Here is a 15,542-nt window from a genome sequence, read left to right as displayed (position 1 = left end):
TGCCAGGCACCCAATTAAACGGTGATGTGAGAAATCATATAACCGGCTGCGAGGATGACACCTCTGATAAGCGGCAAAAGATTTAGCGAAAAGCTAGCCAAATAGCGGAGCGGTAGTTCAGTTGGTTAGAATACCGGCCTGTCACGCCGGGGGTCGCGGGTTCGAGTCCCGTCCGCTCCGCCACTAATTTGAAAGGCCTTCCTGATTGGGAAGGCCTTTTTGCTATACGCAATTTATAAGTCTTGTTTTTATCATCTTGGGCCAAAAAGCCCTCACTCCTTGCTGTTTTTTCTACAAATCCCGCCCTTTTCTGGTCGTTCCTCAACCATTTGCCGCTCTGCTATCGGTCAAGACCGGCATCTGTCGGGGGCAGGGTGCTGGTGTGCTTCATACTTTCCCCTCCTTCATCTGGACATCGCCCCGCTGTATTAATGCGTGTACCACAAACAAAGAGGCCTTCCCGTTGGGAAGGCCTCTTTTCTTTATCTATCAGTGATTGCCATCAATCGGCCGATTTATCAGGGCTTCTCTTTGTTGCCAATGCTCAGGCCAAGTTTGATGGAGAGGGCTGCCAGTAGCAGCAGCATCATGATCAGGGAGAAGAAGTTGCTGCCAAGTTCCGGGTATTGCACCTTGAGCAGCGCGGAGTGGCCGAAGGCACCGATAAAGAAGCAGAGCAGGGTACAGATGGGGGTATTACCCACCATAGGTTCATGGCGATAGTGTTGGAACAGCTGGTAGGCCGCCAGCCAGAGGGCAATCAGCGGGAAGAAGGAGAAAGGCACCACCGGGTTGGTCAGCACGGCCAGAGAGGCATCGCCACAGATACCAATCAGCATGGCCATGGCGAGCGGTTTTTTCGGGATCATAAGCTGTTCAGGCATGTCGTTCTCCATCCTGTGGTCATGGGTGAGGTGCATGGCGCTTCTGGTTTTGTACCTCGGCGCCCATGGCGATCATCCGCAGTTGGCTAATGGTACGGTCGGAGAGTGCCCGGCACTCTTCGCTGGTCATGTCGAGCGCATCGGCACCGGCACTGAATACGATGGTGACCATGGCTTCTGCCTGGATGTAGGCATCTTCCCGTGGCGCTTCGGTGGTGGCTTCCAGATAATCGGTCAGCTCGGCGATGAAGTGCTGGATCTCGCGCGCCACCGCCTGACGAAAGGCGGCCGAGGTGCCGGAGCGTTCCCGCAGCAGTAGCCTGAAGATGTTGGGGTTGTTCTCGACGAACTCCATAAAGGTCTGCACCGATGTGCTGATGACACTGCCACCACCGGCAATGCGCTGGCGTGCCTGGCGCATCAGTTGGCGCAGGGTGAGGCCTCCTTCGTCAACCAGGGTCAGGCCCAGCTCCTCCATATCTCGAAAGTGGCGATAGAAAGAGGTGGGGGCAATACCCGCTTCACGAGCGACTTCCCGCAGGCTGAGATTGGAGAAACTCCGGTTGGCACACAGTTGGCTGAATGCAGCATCGATCAATGTACGCCGGGTTTTTTCTTTTTGTTGAGCGCGAATACCCACAGAATCAGTCACCTTCAGCTTATCGAGGCCAAATGATAACCCGAAGGCGCCTCAGGATCAGGTTTGTATCCTACTTTTTTACCATTGACCCTGAGGAAATCGCCATGGAAAATGGTGAACAGCTGTTCGCTGAAAGGATGCAATGAGATGGCCAGACCCCCGATTATTTTGACCAATACCCTGCTGTTCTCCCTCTCCGGGATAGTGGCGCTGATTGTCGTGCCTTGGTACGGCATGAGCCACGGTTACGATCTCTGGCAGTGGGCCAGTTTCCTGTTGTTGTTCTGCCTGAGTGGTCTCTCCATCACCGCAGGCTATCACCGACTCTGGTCGCACAAGGCCTATAAGGCACACCCCGCTTTGCAGTGGTTGTTTGCCATCGGCGGCGCGTTGGCGCTGCAGAATTCGGCCCTGCACTGGTCGGCCGATCATCGCCGTCATCATCGCCATGTGGATGACAATGAAAAAGACCCCTATAGCGCGGGGCGCGGTTTCTGGTACTCCCACATCGGCTGGATGTTGCGGGAGCATCAGGGAGATCGCTATGGCGATTACAGCAATGTGCGGGATCTGCAGAACAACACTGTGGTCGCGTTTCAGCACCGTCACTACCTGATGCTGGTGCTGGCGACCAATCTGGGTCTGCCGCTGCTGCTTGGCCTGTGGCACGGGGATCTGCTCGGCATGCTGCTGCTGGCGGGCGTGCTGCGGATGGTGATGACTCACCACACCACCTTCTTCATCAACTCGTTGGCCCATATCTGGGGCAGTCAGCCCTATACCGACCGCAATACCGCTCGCGATAATGGCATCCTGGCCTTTTTCACCTTTGGCGAGGGGTACCACAACTTTCACCACCTGTTCGAGAATGACTACCGCAACGGCATTCACTGGTGGCAGTTCGATCCGACCAAGTGGGTGATCCGGCTTGCCTCCTGGTGTGGGCTGGCGGGGGATCTCAGATCCTCGCCGGAGGAGCGTATTGAGCAGGCCCGGCTGCAGATGCAGCTGAAGCGGGCACAAGCAAAGTTGCGCAAGCAGGAAGATCGCGAACTGTGGCAGGCACTGCTGCAGGAGGAGTACGACAAGCTGAGCCAGCAGCTGCAACACTACTATGCCACTCGCAAACGGCTGCTGGAGCTGCGCAAGCGCAAGGCGCTGGCGCGCTATGACCGCCTCAAGCTGCAACTGGAGTACCGCGCTCTGAGAGATGGCTTCATCGCAGCTAAACGTAACTGGAGTCGCCTGCTTGCAGGCATTGCATGATGTCTTGCCTGGGTATCACACAGACTAAAAGAGAAGACCGCCAGCTGGCGGTCTTCTCTTTTATGATTCAACTCAAGCTAGTTGGCTTGGCTCTGTTGTTGCTGCAACTGATCCAGTGCCTGTTGCTCCTGCTGGCTGAGACCCAGTTGTTCGCAGGCCTGCTCAAAGCTGATCCCCGGATGGCACATCATGATATCCAATAACGGGAGGGCTAGTTGGCTTGGCTCTGCTGTTGTTGCAATTGATTCAGTGCCTGTTGCTCCTGCTGGCTGAGACCCAGTTGTTCGCAGGCCTGCTCAAAGCTGATCCCCAGATGGCACATCATAATATCGATGGCGGGCAGATAGTTTTTCATAGCTTCTTCCATGGTGATCCTCCAGACCCGTCTCTTATGCCCTGAACCACTCGGGGCGGCAATTAGACTTTAGGCTTAGTCTGTCCATTTGATAAGCACCCCTGCCACTGGGGGAGGGAATTTGTTACCCTGCACCATGATAAAAACGGTTGCCGTATGACTGCGAGCAACAGGTGAGGAGCAGGGCATGTTATTGAGTTTCTTGATCATCGCTTCAGGTTGGTGGCATATCCGTGCTGCCTATGGTTCAGACAGCCGCCAGTTCTATATCAGCAAGCCGCTGACCATGCTGCTTATCATCGCGTTGGCGTTCGGCTACCAGAGTTATGACCACGACGGTTCCCACGCCTGGATCCTGCTCGGCCTCTGCCTCTCGCTGGCGGGCGATGTGCTGTTGATGCTGCCAAGCGATCGCTTCATTCAGGGATTGGCGGCGTTTTTTGTCGCACATCTCTGCTATATCGTCGGCTTTGCCCAGGGGCCGCTGGTGCTCAATCTGTTGGATGGTTTGCTGCTGTTGCTGATCGCCGGCATGGTCTTTGGCCTGCTGTGGGGCAAGCTGGGGGAGATGCGGATCCCGGTCTTCTGCTACATGTTGGTGATCATCGGCATGGCCTGGGTGGCCGCCGGTGCCTGGCATGCCTCTCTCACCGCCGGTTCTGCCGCCGCTCTGGTTGGGGCGCTGATGTTCCTCTTCTCCGACAGCATGCTGGCGCTCGATCGCTTCCGCCGCCCCTTTCCCCACGCCCGCGCCTGGGTCATGAGCAGCTACTTCGCCGCGCAATTCCTGATTGCAGGATCGTTGGCGGGATAACGCCATCTGGTTGAGTGCAGATAACAGATAGCGAAAAACGGGCATTGGCCCGTTTTTCGTTTTGTGCCCTAGCGGTTTTTCACGCCTCTAGCGGTTCGGCATCCGCTGCCCGTGGGGCGGGGGATTTGAGCAACAGCATCAGGGCGCTGGCGATCAGCAGGAAGATCCCCATGATGTAGAACACCTGGTTGTAGGCCATGATGGCCGCCTCCCGGTTGATGGTATTGGCCAGCATGGCCCGCGCTTGCTGCTGGGCAATCTCGGGGCCTGAGCCCTGCGCCATCATGCTCTGGGCCAGCTGCAGCAGATAGCTCTGCCCCTCGATACTGCTGGCAGCCAGAGTGCTGCCAATCTGCAGCACATGGGTGCGGGTATCATTGTCGAGCAGGGTCGCGATGATGGCGATACCGAACGCGCCGCCGAGGTTGCGCAGCACGTTGAGCAGGGTCGAGGAGGAGGGGATCTCGTCGTGGCTCAGGCTGGCGGTCGCTACCAGCGACAGCGGCACCATAATGAAGGGCTGCCCCAGCGCCCGCACGATGAGCGACTGGATCAGCTGCGGCCCGGCGTAGTCGGCACTCATGTTGACGTTCATAAAGCAGCTGACGGCGAAGATCAGGAAGCCGAAGCTCACCAGATAGCGCGGGTCTATCTTGTGGGTCAGTTTGGGCACCAGCGGCAGCACCAGCAGTTGCGGCAGTCCCATCCACATCAGTACCTCGCCGATTTCCAGCGCGTTGTAGTTGTGGATCTGGGTCATGTAGAGCGGCAACACATAGATAGATCCCATCAGCGCCATGCCGAGGATCAGATAGGCGAAGCAGGCGAGTGCGAAGCGCGGGTTGTGCAGCAGCCGCAGATTGACCAGCGGGTGACGGCGGATCAGCTGGCTGATGACAAAGAACACCAGCGCCACCGCCGAGATGACCGCCAGTCGCACGATGAAGCTTGAGCCGAACCAGTCCTCCCGGTTGCCCTCTTCCAGTACCACCTCCAGCAAGCCGAGGCCGAGCGCCATGGTGACGATGCCGATGAGGTCTACCCGCTTGATCACGGCCCAGTCCACCGGTTTTTTATCCAGCCCGTGGGCCAGCATGGCCATCACCAGCAATCCTGGCGGCACGTTGAGATAGAAGATGTAGTGCCACGACATCTGCTCGGTGAGCCAGCCACCGAGGGTCGGGCCGATGGCGGGGGCGAAGGTGGCGCAGAGGCCAAAAAGCGCCATGCCGGTGGCCCGCTTCTGTAACGGCAACAGGGTGACGATGAGGGAAAAGGCCATCGGGATCAGCGCCCCGCCAGTGAAGCCTTGCAGCGCCCGGAAGACGATCATGCTGGTGAGGTTCCAGCTGAACGAGCAGAGCACGGAGGCAGCGATAAAGGCGCCGGTGGTCCAGAGCAGGTAGCGGCGCACACTCAGCCCCCGGCTCAACCAGCCGCTCAGGGGGATGGCGATCATCTCCGCCACCAGATAGGAGGTGGAGATCCAGGAGCTCTCGCTCAGGGTGGCCGACAGGGCCCCCTGAATATCCTTCAGAGAGGCATTGGTGATCTGGATATCGAGGATGGCCATGAAGGCGCCGATAAGGCCCCCCATGACCGCGATCCAGTTGCGACGTGGAATGGGTTCCATCAGTTGGCAGCCACCACGGGATCTGGAGTGCGGGTATCCACGATCACTTCGGTCGAGAGACCAGGCAGCAGCTTGCCTGCCAGCGGGCCTGGCTCGGGGATACGGATCTTCACCGGTACCCGCTGCACGATTTTGGTGAAGTTGCCAGTGGCATTCTCCGGTGGCAGCAGGGCGAATTTGGCGCCGGTGGCCGGGGCCAGGCTGTCGATGATCCCCTCGACCGGTTGATCCGGGTAGGCATCGAGTACCACTTCGACCTTCTGGCCCGGCTGCATATGGGCGAGCTGGGTCTCCTTGAAGTTGGCCTCGACCCACACCTGTTGCAGCGGCACCAAACTGGCGACCTGCATGCCGGACTGGACGTAGAGCCCTTCCCGCAGGCTGCGCTTGCCGATGATGCCATCGGCCGGTGCCCGCAGTTCGGTGTAGCCGAGCTCCAGCTTGGCCTGCTCCAGTTGCGCTTCGCTCAATGCCAGCTTGGCCAGATTCTGTTTGCGCTCGGCATCCAGTACCAGCAGTCGCTCACGGGCCGCTTGCAGGGCGGCTTGGGCCTCCCGGGCTTGCGCCTGATTGACCTGCAGGCCGGCACGCACCTCGTCCAGACTGTCTTGCGAGCTGTAGTGGCGCTGGTTGAGCTGACTGATCCGGTTGACCTGCTGGCTGGCGCGCAGCTGTTCGGCATTGGCGGAGGCGACCTTGGCCTCGGCCTGCTGGATCAGGCTCAGTTGTTGGGTGCGGGTGGCGGCCAGATTTTCGGCCGTCGCCTGATTGAGGCGCAGGTCGGCTTCGGCCTCCGCGACCCTGGTTTTGTATTCGCGATCATCGAGACGGGCTATCAGTTGGCCCGCTTTGACCGGCTGGTTGTCGGTGACCAGCACTTCGCGGATATAGCCGGGCAGCTTGGAGCTGATCCCGGTCACTTCACTTTGCAGATAGGCGTTGTCGGTGCTTTCAAAATAGCGGCCGTGAAGATACCAGTAACCGGCGAACAGCAGACCGAGCAGCGCCAATATCATGGCTGCCAGCAGGGGAATTTTTTTGTGTTGACTCATTTTTGTGATTCCTGAACTTAAGGGGCGCAGGCTAACACTGGTCAACTGTTTCGATTAGTATTGGTTCACGAGATATACAGTTTCACTGGTGCAACAATGGATCTCAATGCCGCGTTAATTCTGGTGCGTATCGTCGACAAAGGCTCGTTTACGGGAGCCGCCCGCGAGCTGGGAATGACCAAGGCGATGGTCAGCCGCCGTATCGCCGAGCTGGAACAGCGGCTCGGGGTGCGCCTGCTCTATCGCTCCACCCGTCAGCTCACGTTGACCGAGGAGGGGGAGAAGTACTACCTGCACTGCAGCAAGGCGGTCGATGCCCTGACCGAAGCCGAGCTGATGCTGAGCGCCAGCCAGCAGGAGGTGACCGGCATCCTCAAACTGGCGGTGCCCATCGAGACGGGGCAACTGGTGGTCGGGCGGCTGGTTGCCAAGTTTTTGCAGGCCTATCCTGCCCTGCAGGTGGAGCTGGAGCTGACCAACCGGGTGGTGGATCCCATCAGCGAAGGGCTGGATGCGGTGGTGCGAATTGGCGACATGAGCGACTCCAATCTGGCGGCGCGCCGGCTCTGGAGCACCGGACGGCTGCTCTGTGCCAGCCCGGACTATCTGGCGCGCAGTCCGGTCATCGCGCGGCCGGAGGATCTGGTCAATCACGAGCGGGTGACGGTGAGCAGCGGGTTTCTCGCCTCTCACTGGTGCTTCGAGCTGGATGGCAGAGAGGTGCTGGTTGACCCCCCATCCCGTTTTCGGGTCAATAATATTACCTGTGCCCGGGAGGCGGCGAAGGCGGGGCTGGGGTTGGCCTCGTTACCCGCTATGCTCTGTCAGGATGAGCTGGCGAGCGGCGAGCTGGTGATCCTGCTGCCAGAGTGGCAGCAACCCAGGGTGCCCATCTACCTGCTGTTTCCGGAGCGGCGGTTGATGCCGCGCAAGTTGCGGGCATTCATCGATTTCATGATTGAGAACGGCGCCGAGTTTGGCATCGACAAGCTGTTGTAAGGGGGAGCTATGGATAACTGGATCAATCTCTATCGCGCCTCTCATACCCTGGAGGCGCACGCCCTGAAAGGGGCGCTGGAGGCGGAAGGGGTGTTGGTGCGGCTCAATGGCGAGGGGCTGTCCGGCGCCCTTGGCGAACTGCCGGTCGACATGCTGCAGGTGACCCTGATGGTGCGGGCCGAGGATCGCAGCAGGGCGGGGCGGGTCATCGAGCGTTACCAGCAGCGTCAGGGTAACGGCTGGCTGTGCGGTCAGTGCGGGGAGGAGAACGGCGCCAACTTTGACGTCTGTTGGCGCTGTCATCACGATCCCCACGACAGCTGATCTTTCTCCGCTAGCGCGGCGGGAACTCGATATCTTCCCCTGCGCTGGCATCGTGATAGATCGCCAGATCCAGCTCGCTTTCGCTGCGGGCGATCAGCACCGACACCAGAATATCCCCCGATACATTGACCGTGGTGCGCGCCATGTCGAGGATCCGGTCAATACCCGCAATCAGTGCCACCCCTTCTAGCGGCAAGCCCACCGCCGTCAGCGTCAGGGTCAGCAGCATCAACCCGGTGCCCGGGGTGCCTGCAGTGCCGATACTGGCCAGGGTGGCGATACTGATGATGGTCAGGTAATCGACCATGTGCAGGTCCACCCCGAATGCCTGAGCCACGAACAGCGCGGTGACTCCCTGATAGAGGGCGGTGCCATCCATGTTGATGGTGGCGCCGATGGGCAGCACCTTGGCGGTGATGGCGGGAGAGACTCCCAGCCGTTTCTCGGCGCAGGCCAGACTGATGGGCAGGGTGGAGTTGCTGGAGCTGCTGGTGAAGGCCACCGCCTGGGCGTCAACGATGCTCTTGAAGTAGTGCAGCGGATTGAGCCGTGCCAGCAGGAGCAGCAGGGTGCTGTAGACCCCGAGTACGTGCAGCAGGCAACCGAGGTAGACGGCGCCGATCACCTTGAGCAGCGGCAGCAGCAGGTCGAGACCGTACTTGCCGGTCATCCAGGCCATCAGGGCGCAGACACCGTAAGGGGCGAGCGCCATCACCATCTGGGTCAGCTTGAACATCCCTTCGGCCAGCGAGGTGAAGAAGAGGATGGCGGGGCGGCCACGGCGACCGCTGGCGTTGAGGGCGACCGCCAGCGCCACCGCAAAGACGATCACTTGCAGGATCTTGCCATCCACCATCGCCTGTACCGGGTTACTCGGCACCAGATGGCTCAGCACGCTGGCCAGGGTGGGTGGTTCCGACATGCCGATCCGCTCATAGGGGCCCATGTCGGCGCCCATGCCGGGCTCCAGCAGCCAGCCCATCATCAGGCCGATGCAGATGGCGATGGCGGTCGAGCAGAAGTAGAGGCAGATCGCCTTGCTGCCGATGCGATCGAGGGCCTTGCCCTTGAGCAGCGAGGTGAGGCCGGCGATGACCGAGCAGAAGATAAGGGGCACCATCAGCATCTGGATGGTGTTGACGAACAGGACGCCGAGGGGCTTGAGCAGCAGGGCTTGCTCTTCAAAGCCGACGCCCAGACCCACCCCTGTCAGCATGCCGATCAGGGTCTTGAGCCAGAGTGGTCGGCGGGTCCAGATCTGCCAGGGCTTGAGAGCCTCTCCATGGAACAGCATGACGCCAATATCCTTATACATTGTCTGCGATGGCCAAAAAGGGGCGCCAGTGTAGCGATCCCTGACGCGGGTTGCCACATTATCGACAAAGCGGTGGCGGTGACCACTCCCCTGACCAGGAAATGCGCAATTTATTGGCCTATATCAAGATCCCCCCGGGCGGGGAGATATTTAATTGGCATTAAATATGTTCATTATTGAGGTGAGAGATGTCGCAATCGGTTCATGGTCACGAAGTGATGGAGATGATGTTGGCACAAGGGGGGCAATTTACCCGTGCCAGCCTGAAACAGGCGATGGCCGAGCGGTTCGGTGCCGAGGCCCGTTTTCATACCTGCAGCGCCAGCGAGATGGATGCGGAGGCGCTGATCGACTTCCTGGCCGCTCGCGGCAAATTTATCGACTCGGCAGAGGGCTTCCAGACTCATGCCGACAAGATCTGCAACCACGGTTAATCCCGCTGCGAGCGCATCATGGCGCTCGCTCAATTCTTCGCCCTTTGCTATATTTCGCCCCCTCTCTTTTCCCTATTCAGGGCGTAGCCCGGGCGTTGTATGGATACTTTCTCTGCCGCAGTCATGCTGTTTCTGATCATGGACCCGCTGGGCAACCTGCCGGTCTTCCTCTCTATCCTGCGTCATATCGATCCCAAGCGACGTCGCAAGGTGATGGTGCGCGAGCTGCTCTTCTCGCTGGCCATCATGATGCTGTTTCTGTTCGTCGGTCAGCAGATCCTCGGCTTCCTCAACCTGCGGCAGGAGGCGGTCAGCATTGCGGGGGGCATTATCCTGTTCCTGATCGCCATCAAGATGATCTTCCCGAGTGAAGGGGGGGTGACCGGGCTGGCGGCGGGCGAGGAGCCCTTCCTGGTGCCGATGGCGATCCCGATGATCGCCGGTCCGTCGATCCTCGCTTCTTTGATGCTGCTGGCCAATCAGGAGCCGACTCGGATGGTGGACTGGTCGCTGGCACTCTTTCTGGCCTGGGCTGCCAGTGCGGTGATCCTGATGTTCTACGAGGTATTCAACAAGCTGCTGGGTGAGCGGGGACTCACTGCGGTGGAACGGCTGATGGGCATGCTGCTGGTGATGATCTCGGTCCAGATGTTGCTGGACGGGGTACATCACTATCTGGCGGTGACCGGTCAGGGCTGAGCGGTTTACATCTTGAAGTGAATGAAACGGGGCTACGCAGAGCCCCGTTTTTTGTGCCGCCGAGAAGGGGGGGCGGTCACCCGTGAGTGGTCGCAGCGGGTTCCAGTTTGCTCATGATGAGGGAGAGCAGCAATTCCCGCAGCCAGCGGTGGCCCGGATCCTCGCTGTGACGCTGATGCCAGATGAGCAGGTGGGAGATGCTGTCCAACCCGATGGGCAGCGGCAGCTGCAACAGCGGATAGACCTGGGTGGCGTGGCGGGCGTAGAGCTTGGAGAGCGTCACTATCATGTCGGAGTGCATCCCCATCCGCAGCGCCGCCTCGAAGGAGGGCACGGTCGCCTCGATACGTCGGTAGAGATCCTGCTCCGCCAGCTTGTGATCCAGCATCCAGCGGTCCCGCCCCTCGCAATAGGTCTGCACATGGGGGTAGCTGAGATAGTGATCCAGATTCCAGTTGGGCTCCCGCAGCGCGGGGTGGTGCTGCTGCACCAGACAGGTGAGATCATCGACCGCCAGCACCCGCTGGCAGATGCTGTCGGGCAGGGTGTCGAGCCGGTAATCGGAGCTGATGCAGTTCTCCCGCACCGCGAAGGCGATGTCCACCTGGCCCTGACTCATTTCGGTCAGACTGTTTTCGGTCCACTCCTCATAGCGCAAGCGGATCCGTGGTGCCTGTCGTTTCAGCTCGCTCAGGTAGAGCGGGGCAAACAGGGTAAAGGCGCTGTCCATGCTGGCGATGACGAACTCCCGCTCGGAGCTGGCGGGGTCAAACTCGGGCGGCTGGATCAGGTTATCCAGCGACAGCAGGATGGGTTGCAACTGCTGTTGCAGCGCAAGGGCGCGGCCGGTGGGCTCCAGCCCGTAGGCGGAGCGGATGAAGAGGGGATCGTTGAAGGTATCGCGCAGACGGCCGAGGGCCTTGCTGACGGCGGACTGGCTCAGATGAAGGCGGCGTGCCGCCTTGCTGCCGTTGCGCTCTTCCAGCAGTACTTGCAGGATAATCAGCAAATTGAGGTCGATGCGACCCAGTTGTTCCAGCAGCATGATATGAATCCTCTTCAATTCTAAGATGAATTTATACCATTTGTTTTCATATCTTGGCGATCTTATCCTCGAATGGTCTCAGGTTCGCATGAACCACTGGTACAGGATGTAGCGGTTGAGGGGACATGTAGCACAATCAATATGGCGACCTCAGGGTCGCCCTATTTTTTGGCTATGATTTATTTGCTCACTTGCACCTGCCTTGATTTTGCCCAACAATCCCTGCGCTCTATTTTGATACAAGTAACAGATATCTCTTTGTGAGGGAGTATCCCTATGGGACTCGGTGGAATTCATATCTGGCATATGCTGATCCTCTTGCTGGTCGTTGTGCTGGTCTTCGGCAGCAAGCGTCTTGCCGGTGCAGGTGAGGATCTGGGTACCGCCATCAAAGATTTTCGCAAGGCGATGCGTGACGACGCAAATCATCCGAAATAAGCAGTAGGAGTAGAAAATGTCTGTAGACGAGAAAGTTGAACTGAACGAAACCTGTGACAGCTGCGGCTGTTTTGCCGAGATCGGCACCATCATCGGCGAAGGCGACGATGTGATGGATCTGGTTATTGAAGCCGCGGCCGAGGCTGATGCCCGCGCCAAGCTGGCTGCCTATGAAGCACTGGCCAAGCAGGTCACTGCCGAAGCTCAAGTGAGCAGCGAACTGACCCAGGGCGCCAATGGCGTGATCCTGAAAGCCCGCTTGCAATTCACCTGCACCGCCGAAAAACTGATTTTCGAAATGCGGGCTCGCTCTATCTGAGTGGTCTGATAACGCGGCAGGTTTGCCTGCCGTGTTGACCCTTCTGCTGTGGGTCGGCGTTCTATAGTTACTCTATCCCACAGACGTTTTTGCCCGGCGCGAGTCGGCCAACAGAAGGCGCAAACATCATGACGCAGCGATGGATCTCTGCCCCCAATCCCACCTTCTATCGTGATCCGTGCTGCCAACCCGCAGCAGGCGTGACCTCAGTGCAGGGGCAGCCATCGTGATGCGACGCTGGATCTGGGTTCTGCTGGCCCTCTGCTGTTTTCCCCTGCTGGCGGCTGAACTCAAGCCACTGCGTCTGCCCCAACCCGGGGACCTCGAAAGCATTCTGCAAAAACGCGAACTCAGGGCTCTGGTGGTCTATGAGCGCGGCTTCTATTTTCTCGATCGCGGCTCCCAATACGGCATTCTGGTCAACCAGCTGCAAGGCTTCGAGCGCTGGCTGAACAAGACCTATCTCGCTAAAGAGAAGGTCAAACTCAAGGTGGTCTACATCCCGGTGCGCCAGGACAAGCTGCTGGACTATCTGGCCGAGGGACGCGGCGATCTGGTGGCTGCGACCATGACGGTGACCCCGACCCGGCGTGAACAGGTGGCCTTCTCCCGGCCGCTCATTTCATCCATAGAGGAGTGGGTGGTGAGCCAGCAGAGCCTGCCCGCCTTCAGCCGCATTACCCAGCTCTCCGGCAGGCGGGTCTGGGTGCGCGCCAGCTCCAGCTACTACGAGAGTTTGCGCCAGCTCAACTGGTTGTTTCGCGAGTTGGGGTTGCCCCCCGTCTATATCGAAACGGTGCCCGAATACCTGCAGGATGGCGATCTGCTGGAGATGGTGGCCGCCGGCATTATTCCCCTGACGGTGACCGACAGCTACAAGGGGCGGATCTGGCTGGGTGGGATGATCTCCGGCCTCAAGGCTCACAAGTTGATCCCCCTGCGCAGCAACGGCACCAGTGCCTGGGCGCTGCGCAAGAACAGCCCCGAGCTGCTCAAGGCGGTCAATGGCTATCTGGCGAGTGTCAGCCGCAACAGCCTTTACAGTGACATGACCCTGCGCCGGTTGCTGGTTCGCAGCGATCAGATGAGCAATATCCTGGCGCCGGATCCTATGGGGCGCCTCGCGACCATTCGCAAAGTGCTGGAGAAGTACGCCAATCAATACGATCTCGACTGGCTGATGCTGGCAGCGCTTGGCTACAAGGAGTCCGGCCTCAATCCCAAGGCGCGCTCGCCCAAGGGGGCCGTGGGCCTCATGCAGCTGCTGCCCAGTACGGGGCGGGAAGTCGGCATCAACGGTGCCAGACTCACCACGCTGGAGGGCAATGTGGAGGCCGCCTGTCGCTACATGCGGTTGATCCTCGATACCTACTTCAATGATCCCAAGCTGGATCGGCTCAACCGCCACCTGTTTGCCCTCGCCGCTTACAACGCCGGGCCGAACCGGGTGCAGGCGCTGCGAGGCAAGGCGGAGAAGCTGGGGCTCGATCCCAACGTCTGGTTCGGCAACGTGGATCAGCTGGTGGCCAACGAAGTCGGGCAGGGGCCGATCAACTATGTCGGCACCATCTACAAGTACTACGTAGCCTATCGTTTCAGCCTGCCCCAGATCGAGGGCAAGGCTGCCGCTATCGAAGCGGCTCAGCCCTGAGCCGGTTGACCGGCAGGGTCGCCTGCACGGTCGGCAATTGCCAGCCACCGTCCCTGTGTTGCAAAAACCAGTGGGCGGGGCCGGTGGCCGGGATGAGATCTGGCTGGCTGAGCTGGCCCAGATAGCGCAACATCGGGGTATCATGCAGTTCCATCAGCAACTCCTTTTGAGTATGTGAGAGGCTCGCCAGCGTTATGACACCCGGCCATGACAGCAGGATGACACCATGATCCCCGGATCCTTTGCCCTGATCGATGATCCCCTGCTGGCGCTCAAGGTGCGTTGCCACTGGATCCGCCATGCCCGAGAGCGGATCCAGGCGCAGTACTACAGCTGGGAGGAGGACAGCAGCGGCAAGCTGCTGCTGAGCGAGCTGCTTCACGCCGCCCGGCGTGGCGTCAAGGTGCAGCTGCTGGTGGATGATCTCTATGCCGGTGACAACCGCTTTCTGGAGATGGTGGCTCACTACCCGGGGATCGAGGTGCGGCTGTTCAACCCCTTCTGGCTGCGGGGCTGGCGCCCGCTGGCACTGCTGCTGGAGGGGCTGCTCAGCTTTCGCCGCATCAACCACCGGATGCATAACAAACTGCTGCTGGTGGATGGCAAGCTGGCGCTGATCGGCGGTCGCAACATTGGCGATCGCTACTTCGGTCTGGATCCGCAAGCCCCCTTCGTGGATCTCGATCTCGCCTGTCAGGGGGGACTGTGCCAGCAGATGGTGCAGGGGTTCGAGCAGTTCTGGCACAGCCGCTGGAGTCACCCCATCCGCCATCTGCTGCGCCGCGAGCTGCTGCCCGCCGAAATAGAGGTGGTCAACGACTTCCTGTTCACCATGACGGATCCGGCGGTGGCGACGGTCTACGATCTGCCTGTGGCGCTGTTTGACGAGCGCGATGTGCCGCTGCAATGGCATGAGGGGCGGGCCGAGGTGTGGTTCGACCGTCCCGGCAAGGGGCTTATCTCCCGTCCCACCACTGCCCGTCAGCTCTGGCGCCAGCTGGCTGACAATCCTGGCTCGCTGGGGTTGGTGACCCCTTACCTCATCCTTACTCGCGGGTTTCGGCACCGTCTGGCGCGGCTGCGCCAGCAGGGGGTCGCCATCGACATTCTCACCAACTCGCTAGCCAGCACCGATGTGCCACTGGTCTATGGCGCCTATCAGCGTTATCTCGGCTGGTTGCTGCGGCGCGGCATCCGTGTTGCCGAGTTTGACCACGGCCACGGCCACGGCAGCCTGCACGCCAAGCTGATCCTGCTGGGGGAGGAGCGGGCGCTGTTTGGCAGCCTAAACCTCGATCCCCGCTCGCTGTTTCTCAATACCGAGCTGATGCTGCATCTGCACTGCCCGCCGATCTGCGAGGCGCTGCGAATGTGGCTGGCTCGCTGGCAGGAGCAGGCGGGTGGATTGCCGCGCAAACCCGAAGGGTGGTCAAGGCGACTGATAGCCCGCCTGAGCGACTGGTTGCCACTGCGCCGTTGGCTGTGAGGCGGCCATTTTTTGTGCGAGATCTCGCAAAGGCGTGTAGGCCTTTGCCGATGCACATCGCGGGTGAATAGCCATGATAGAGTCTATCTAACTGTTTTATAACCAGTTAATGGTGGTGATAAGGCTGTTTTTTGTACTCCAATGTGAATGGAATTGGCATAAAAACGTTTTTTATTTTGTTTTTATGC

18 protein-coding genes and 1 tRNA gene are annotated in these 15,542 nt (G+C 59.7%); 11 read left to right on the top strand and 8 right to left on the bottom strand.

The genetic code is table 11. The features are described 5' to 3' along the window. The first annotated feature begins 106 nt into the window (after positions 1–106). A tRNA-Asp gene (locus tag BN1115_RS17580) sits at positions 107–183 on the top strand. A 335-nt stretch (positions 184–518) separates the two neighbouring features. Here BN1115_RS17580 and BN1115_RS17575 read toward each other — a convergent pair. Further along, the gene (locus BN1115_RS17575; RefSeq protein ID WP_042658159.1) at positions 519–884 is read right to left on the bottom strand and encodes a YijD family membrane protein; all 366 of its coding nucleotides are present in this window, start codon (positions 882–884) and stop codon (positions 519–521) included. Positions 885–903: 19 nt separating this feature from the next. Continuing rightward, positions 904–1,524 carry an HTH-type transcriptional repressor FabR gene (fabR, locus tag BN1115_RS17570; RefSeq protein WP_042658158.1) on the bottom strand — a complete coding sequence of 207 codons (621 nt, stop codon included), beginning with the start codon at positions 1,522–1,524 and terminating at the stop codon, positions 904–906. 147 nt (positions 1,525–1,671) lie between these two features. Here fabR and BN1115_RS17565 point away from each other — a divergent pair, with 147 nt between their 5' ends. Next, positions 1,672–2,790, top strand: coding sequence for a fatty acid desaturase (locus BN1115_RS17565; RefSeq protein ID WP_042658157.1), 1,119 nt, complete (start codon positions 1,672–1,674; stop codon positions 2,788–2,790). Positions 2,791–3,001: 211 nt separating this feature from the next. Here BN1115_RS17565 and BN1115_RS22430 read toward each other — a convergent pair whose 3' ends face one another. Continuing rightward, positions 3,002–3,157 (bottom strand): hypothetical protein, encoded by a 156-nt coding sequence (locus BN1115_RS22430; RefSeq protein ID WP_156135285.1) that lies wholly within the window; start codon positions 3,155–3,157, stop codon positions 3,002–3,004. 175 nt (positions 3,158–3,332) lie between these two features. Between BN1115_RS22430 and BN1115_RS17555 the strand changes: the two genes are divergently transcribed. Beyond that, positions 3,333–3,959 (top strand): lysoplasmalogenase, encoded by a 627-nt coding sequence (locus tag BN1115_RS17555; protein ID WP_042658155.1) that lies wholly within the window; start codon positions 3,333–3,335, stop codon positions 3,957–3,959. A gap of 79 nt (positions 3,960–4,038) precedes the next feature. On the opposite strand, the gene BN1115_RS17550 is transcribed toward BN1115_RS17555, so the two are convergent. Continuing rightward, positions 4,039–5,592 (bottom strand): DHA2 family efflux MFS transporter permease subunit, encoded by a 1,554-nt coding sequence (locus BN1115_RS17550; RefSeq protein ID WP_042658154.1) that lies wholly within the window; start codon positions 5,590–5,592, stop codon positions 4,039–4,041. Beyond that, positions 5,592–6,644: an HlyD family secretion protein gene (locus BN1115_RS17545; RefSeq protein ID WP_005348510.1), complete on the bottom strand. Its 1,053-nt coding sequence runs from the start codon at positions 6,642–6,644 to the stop codon at positions 5,592–5,594. Before BN1115_RS17545 ends, BN1115_RS17550 begins: the two co-directional genes overlap by 1 nt. 96 nt (positions 6,645–6,740) lie before the next feature. Here BN1115_RS17545 and BN1115_RS17540 point away from each other — a divergent pair, with 96 nt between their 5' ends. Next, positions 6,741–7,643, top strand: a complete 903-nt coding sequence (locus BN1115_RS17540) for a LysR family transcriptional regulator (protein ID WP_042057053.1) — start codon at positions 6,741–6,743, stop codon at positions 7,641–7,643. A gap of 9 nt (positions 7,644–7,652) precedes the next feature. Continuing rightward, the gene (locus tag BN1115_RS17535) at positions 7,653–7,967 is read left to right on the top strand and encodes a putative signal transducing protein (RefSeq protein WP_042658153.1); all 315 of its coding nucleotides are present in this window, start codon (positions 7,653–7,655) and stop codon (positions 7,965–7,967) included. Between the two features lie 10 nt (positions 7,968–7,977). On the opposite strand, the gene BN1115_RS17530 is transcribed toward BN1115_RS17535, so the two are convergent. Next, the gene (locus BN1115_RS17530; RefSeq protein ID WP_042658152.1) at positions 7,978–9,261 is read right to left on the bottom strand and encodes a dicarboxylate/amino acid:cation symporter; all 1,284 of its coding nucleotides are present in this window, start codon (positions 9,259–9,261) and stop codon (positions 7,978–7,980) included. Between the two features lie 209 nt (positions 9,262–9,470). Here BN1115_RS17530 and BN1115_RS17525 point away from each other — a divergent pair, with 209 nt between their 5' ends. Both BN1115_RS17525 and BN1115_RS17520 read left to right on the top strand, forming a co-directional pair. Continuing rightward, positions 9,471–9,716, top strand: a complete 246-nt coding sequence (locus BN1115_RS17525; RefSeq protein ID WP_042057059.1) for a YecH family metal-binding protein — start codon at positions 9,471–9,473, stop codon at positions 9,714–9,716. Positions 9,717–9,815: 99 nt separating this feature from the next. Beyond that, positions 9,816–10,415: a YhgN family NAAT transporter gene (locus tag BN1115_RS17520; protein WP_013724175.1), complete on the top strand. Its 600-nt coding sequence runs from the start codon at positions 9,816–9,818 to the stop codon at positions 10,413–10,415. 76 nt (positions 10,416–10,491) lie between these two features. Here the strand turns inward: BN1115_RS17520 and BN1115_RS17515 are convergent, their stop codons facing one another. Beyond that, positions 10,492–11,460 (bottom strand): LysR family transcriptional regulator, encoded by a 969-nt coding sequence (locus BN1115_RS17515; RefSeq protein WP_042658151.1) that lies wholly within the window; start codon positions 11,458–11,460, stop codon positions 10,492–10,494. Between the two features lie 276 nt (positions 11,461–11,736). Between BN1115_RS17515 and tatA the strand changes: the two genes are divergently transcribed. The 3 genes from tatA to BN1115_RS17500 all read left to right on the top strand — a co-directional run bounded on the left by tatA (position 11,737) and on the right by BN1115_RS17500 (position 13,868). Next, positions 11,737–11,898, top strand: coding sequence for a twin-arginine translocase TatA/TatE family subunit (gene tatA, locus BN1115_RS17510; RefSeq protein ID WP_042057064.1), 162 nt, complete (start codon positions 11,737–11,739; stop codon positions 11,896–11,898). Between the two features lie 16 nt (positions 11,899–11,914). Beyond that, a complete protein-coding gene (locus BN1115_RS17505; protein ID WP_005339945.1) occupies positions 11,915–12,217 on the top strand; it encodes a YfcZ/YiiS family protein in 303 nt (100 codons plus the stop codon). 229 nt (positions 12,218–12,446) lie between these two features. After that, the gene (locus BN1115_RS17500) at positions 12,447–13,868 is read left to right on the top strand and encodes an MltF family protein (protein WP_082034887.1); all 1,422 of its coding nucleotides are present in this window, start codon (positions 12,447–12,449) and stop codon (positions 13,866–13,868) included. Here the strand turns inward: BN1115_RS17500 and BN1115_RS22590 are convergent. Next, on the bottom strand, positions 13,846–14,022 hold the full coding sequence (locus BN1115_RS22590) for a hypothetical protein (protein WP_005339947.1): 177 nt from the start codon (positions 14,020–14,022) through the stop codon (positions 13,846–13,848). The two genes, BN1115_RS17500 and BN1115_RS22590, sit on opposite strands and share 23 nt — an antisense overlap. A 72-nt stretch (positions 14,023–14,094) precedes the next feature. On the opposite strand from BN1115_RS22590, the gene BN1115_RS17495 reads away from it, so the two are divergent. After that, positions 14,095–15,354 carry a phospholipase D-like domain-containing protein gene (locus BN1115_RS17495; protein ID WP_042658150.1) on the top strand — a complete coding sequence of 420 codons (1,260 nt, stop codon included), beginning with the start codon at positions 14,095–14,097 and terminating at the stop codon, positions 15,352–15,354. Positions 15,355–15,542 lie beyond the last annotated feature (188 nt).

It is taken from the genome of Aeromonas allosaccharophila (assembly GCF_000819685.1).
In the GTDB taxonomy this organism is placed as follows: domain Bacteria; phylum Pseudomonadota; class Gammaproteobacteria; order Enterobacterales; family Aeromonadaceae; genus Aeromonas; species Aeromonas allosaccharophila.
Note: the sequence above shows the minus strand (reverse complement) of the source record. Positions and strands in the feature narration are given on the sequence as shown.

Bases quoted from the DNA above. Each gene is read 5' to 3' on its own strand.
- BN1115_RS17515 (WP_042658151.1), bottom strand. From the start codon at position 11,460: ATGCTGCTGGAACAACTGGGTCGCATCGACCTCAATTTGCTGATTATC.
- BN1115_RS17505 (WP_005339945.1), top strand. From the start codon at position 11,915: ATGTCTGTAGACGAGAAAGTTGAACTGAACGAAACCTGTGACAGCTGC.
- BN1115_RS17575 (WP_042658159.1), bottom strand. From the start codon at position 884: ATGCCTGAACAGCTTATGATCCCGAAAAAACCGCTCGCCATGGCCATG.
- BN1115_RS22590 (WP_005339947.1), bottom strand. From the start codon at position 14,022: ATGGAACTGCATGATACCCCGATGTTGCGCTATCTGGGCCAGCTCAGC.
- BN1115_RS17545 (WP_005348510.1), bottom strand. From the start codon at position 6,644: ATGAGTCAACACAAAAAAATTCCCCTGCTGGCAGCCATGATATTGGCG.
- BN1115_RS17495 (WP_042658150.1), top strand. From the start codon at position 14,095: ATGATCCCCGGATCCTTTGCCCTGATCGATGATCCCCTGCTGGCGCTC.
- BN1115_RS17540 (WP_042057053.1), top strand. From the start codon at position 6,741: ATGGATCTCAATGCCGCGTTAATTCTGGTGCGTATCGTCGACAAAGGC.
- tatA (WP_042057064.1), top strand. From the start codon at position 11,737: ATGGGACTCGGTGGAATTCATATCTGGCATATGCTGATCCTCTTGCTG.
- BN1115_RS17565 (WP_042658157.1), top strand. From the start codon at position 1,672: ATGGCCAGACCCCCGATTATTTTGACCAATACCCTGCTGTTCTCCCTC.
- BN1115_RS17525 (WP_042057059.1), top strand. From the start codon at position 9,471: ATGTCGCAATCGGTTCATGGTCACGAAGTGATGGAGATGATGTTGGCA.
- BN1115_RS17520 (WP_013724175.1), top strand. From the start codon at position 9,816: ATGGATACTTTCTCTGCCGCAGTCATGCTGTTTCTGATCATGGACCCG.
- BN1115_RS22430 (WP_156135285.1), bottom strand. From the start codon at position 3,157: ATGGAAGAAGCTATGAAAAACTATCTGCCCGCCATCGATATTATGATG.
- BN1115_RS17500 (WP_082034887.1), top strand. From the start codon at position 12,447: ATGCGACGCTGGATCTGGGTTCTGCTGGCCCTCTGCTGTTTTCCCCTG.
- BN1115_RS17530 (WP_042658152.1), bottom strand. From the start codon at position 9,261: ATGCTGTTCCATGGAGAGGCTCTCAAGCCCTGGCAGATCTGGACCCGC.
- BN1115_RS17550 (WP_042658154.1), bottom strand. From the start codon at position 5,592: ATGGAACCCATTCCACGTCGCAACTGGATCGCGGTCATGGGGGGCCTT.
- BN1115_RS17555 (WP_042658155.1), top strand. From the start codon at position 3,333: ATGTTATTGAGTTTCTTGATCATCGCTTCAGGTTGGTGGCATATCCGT.
- BN1115_RS17535 (WP_042658153.1), top strand. From the start codon at position 7,653: ATGGATAACTGGATCAATCTCTATCGCGCCTCTCATACCCTGGAGGCG.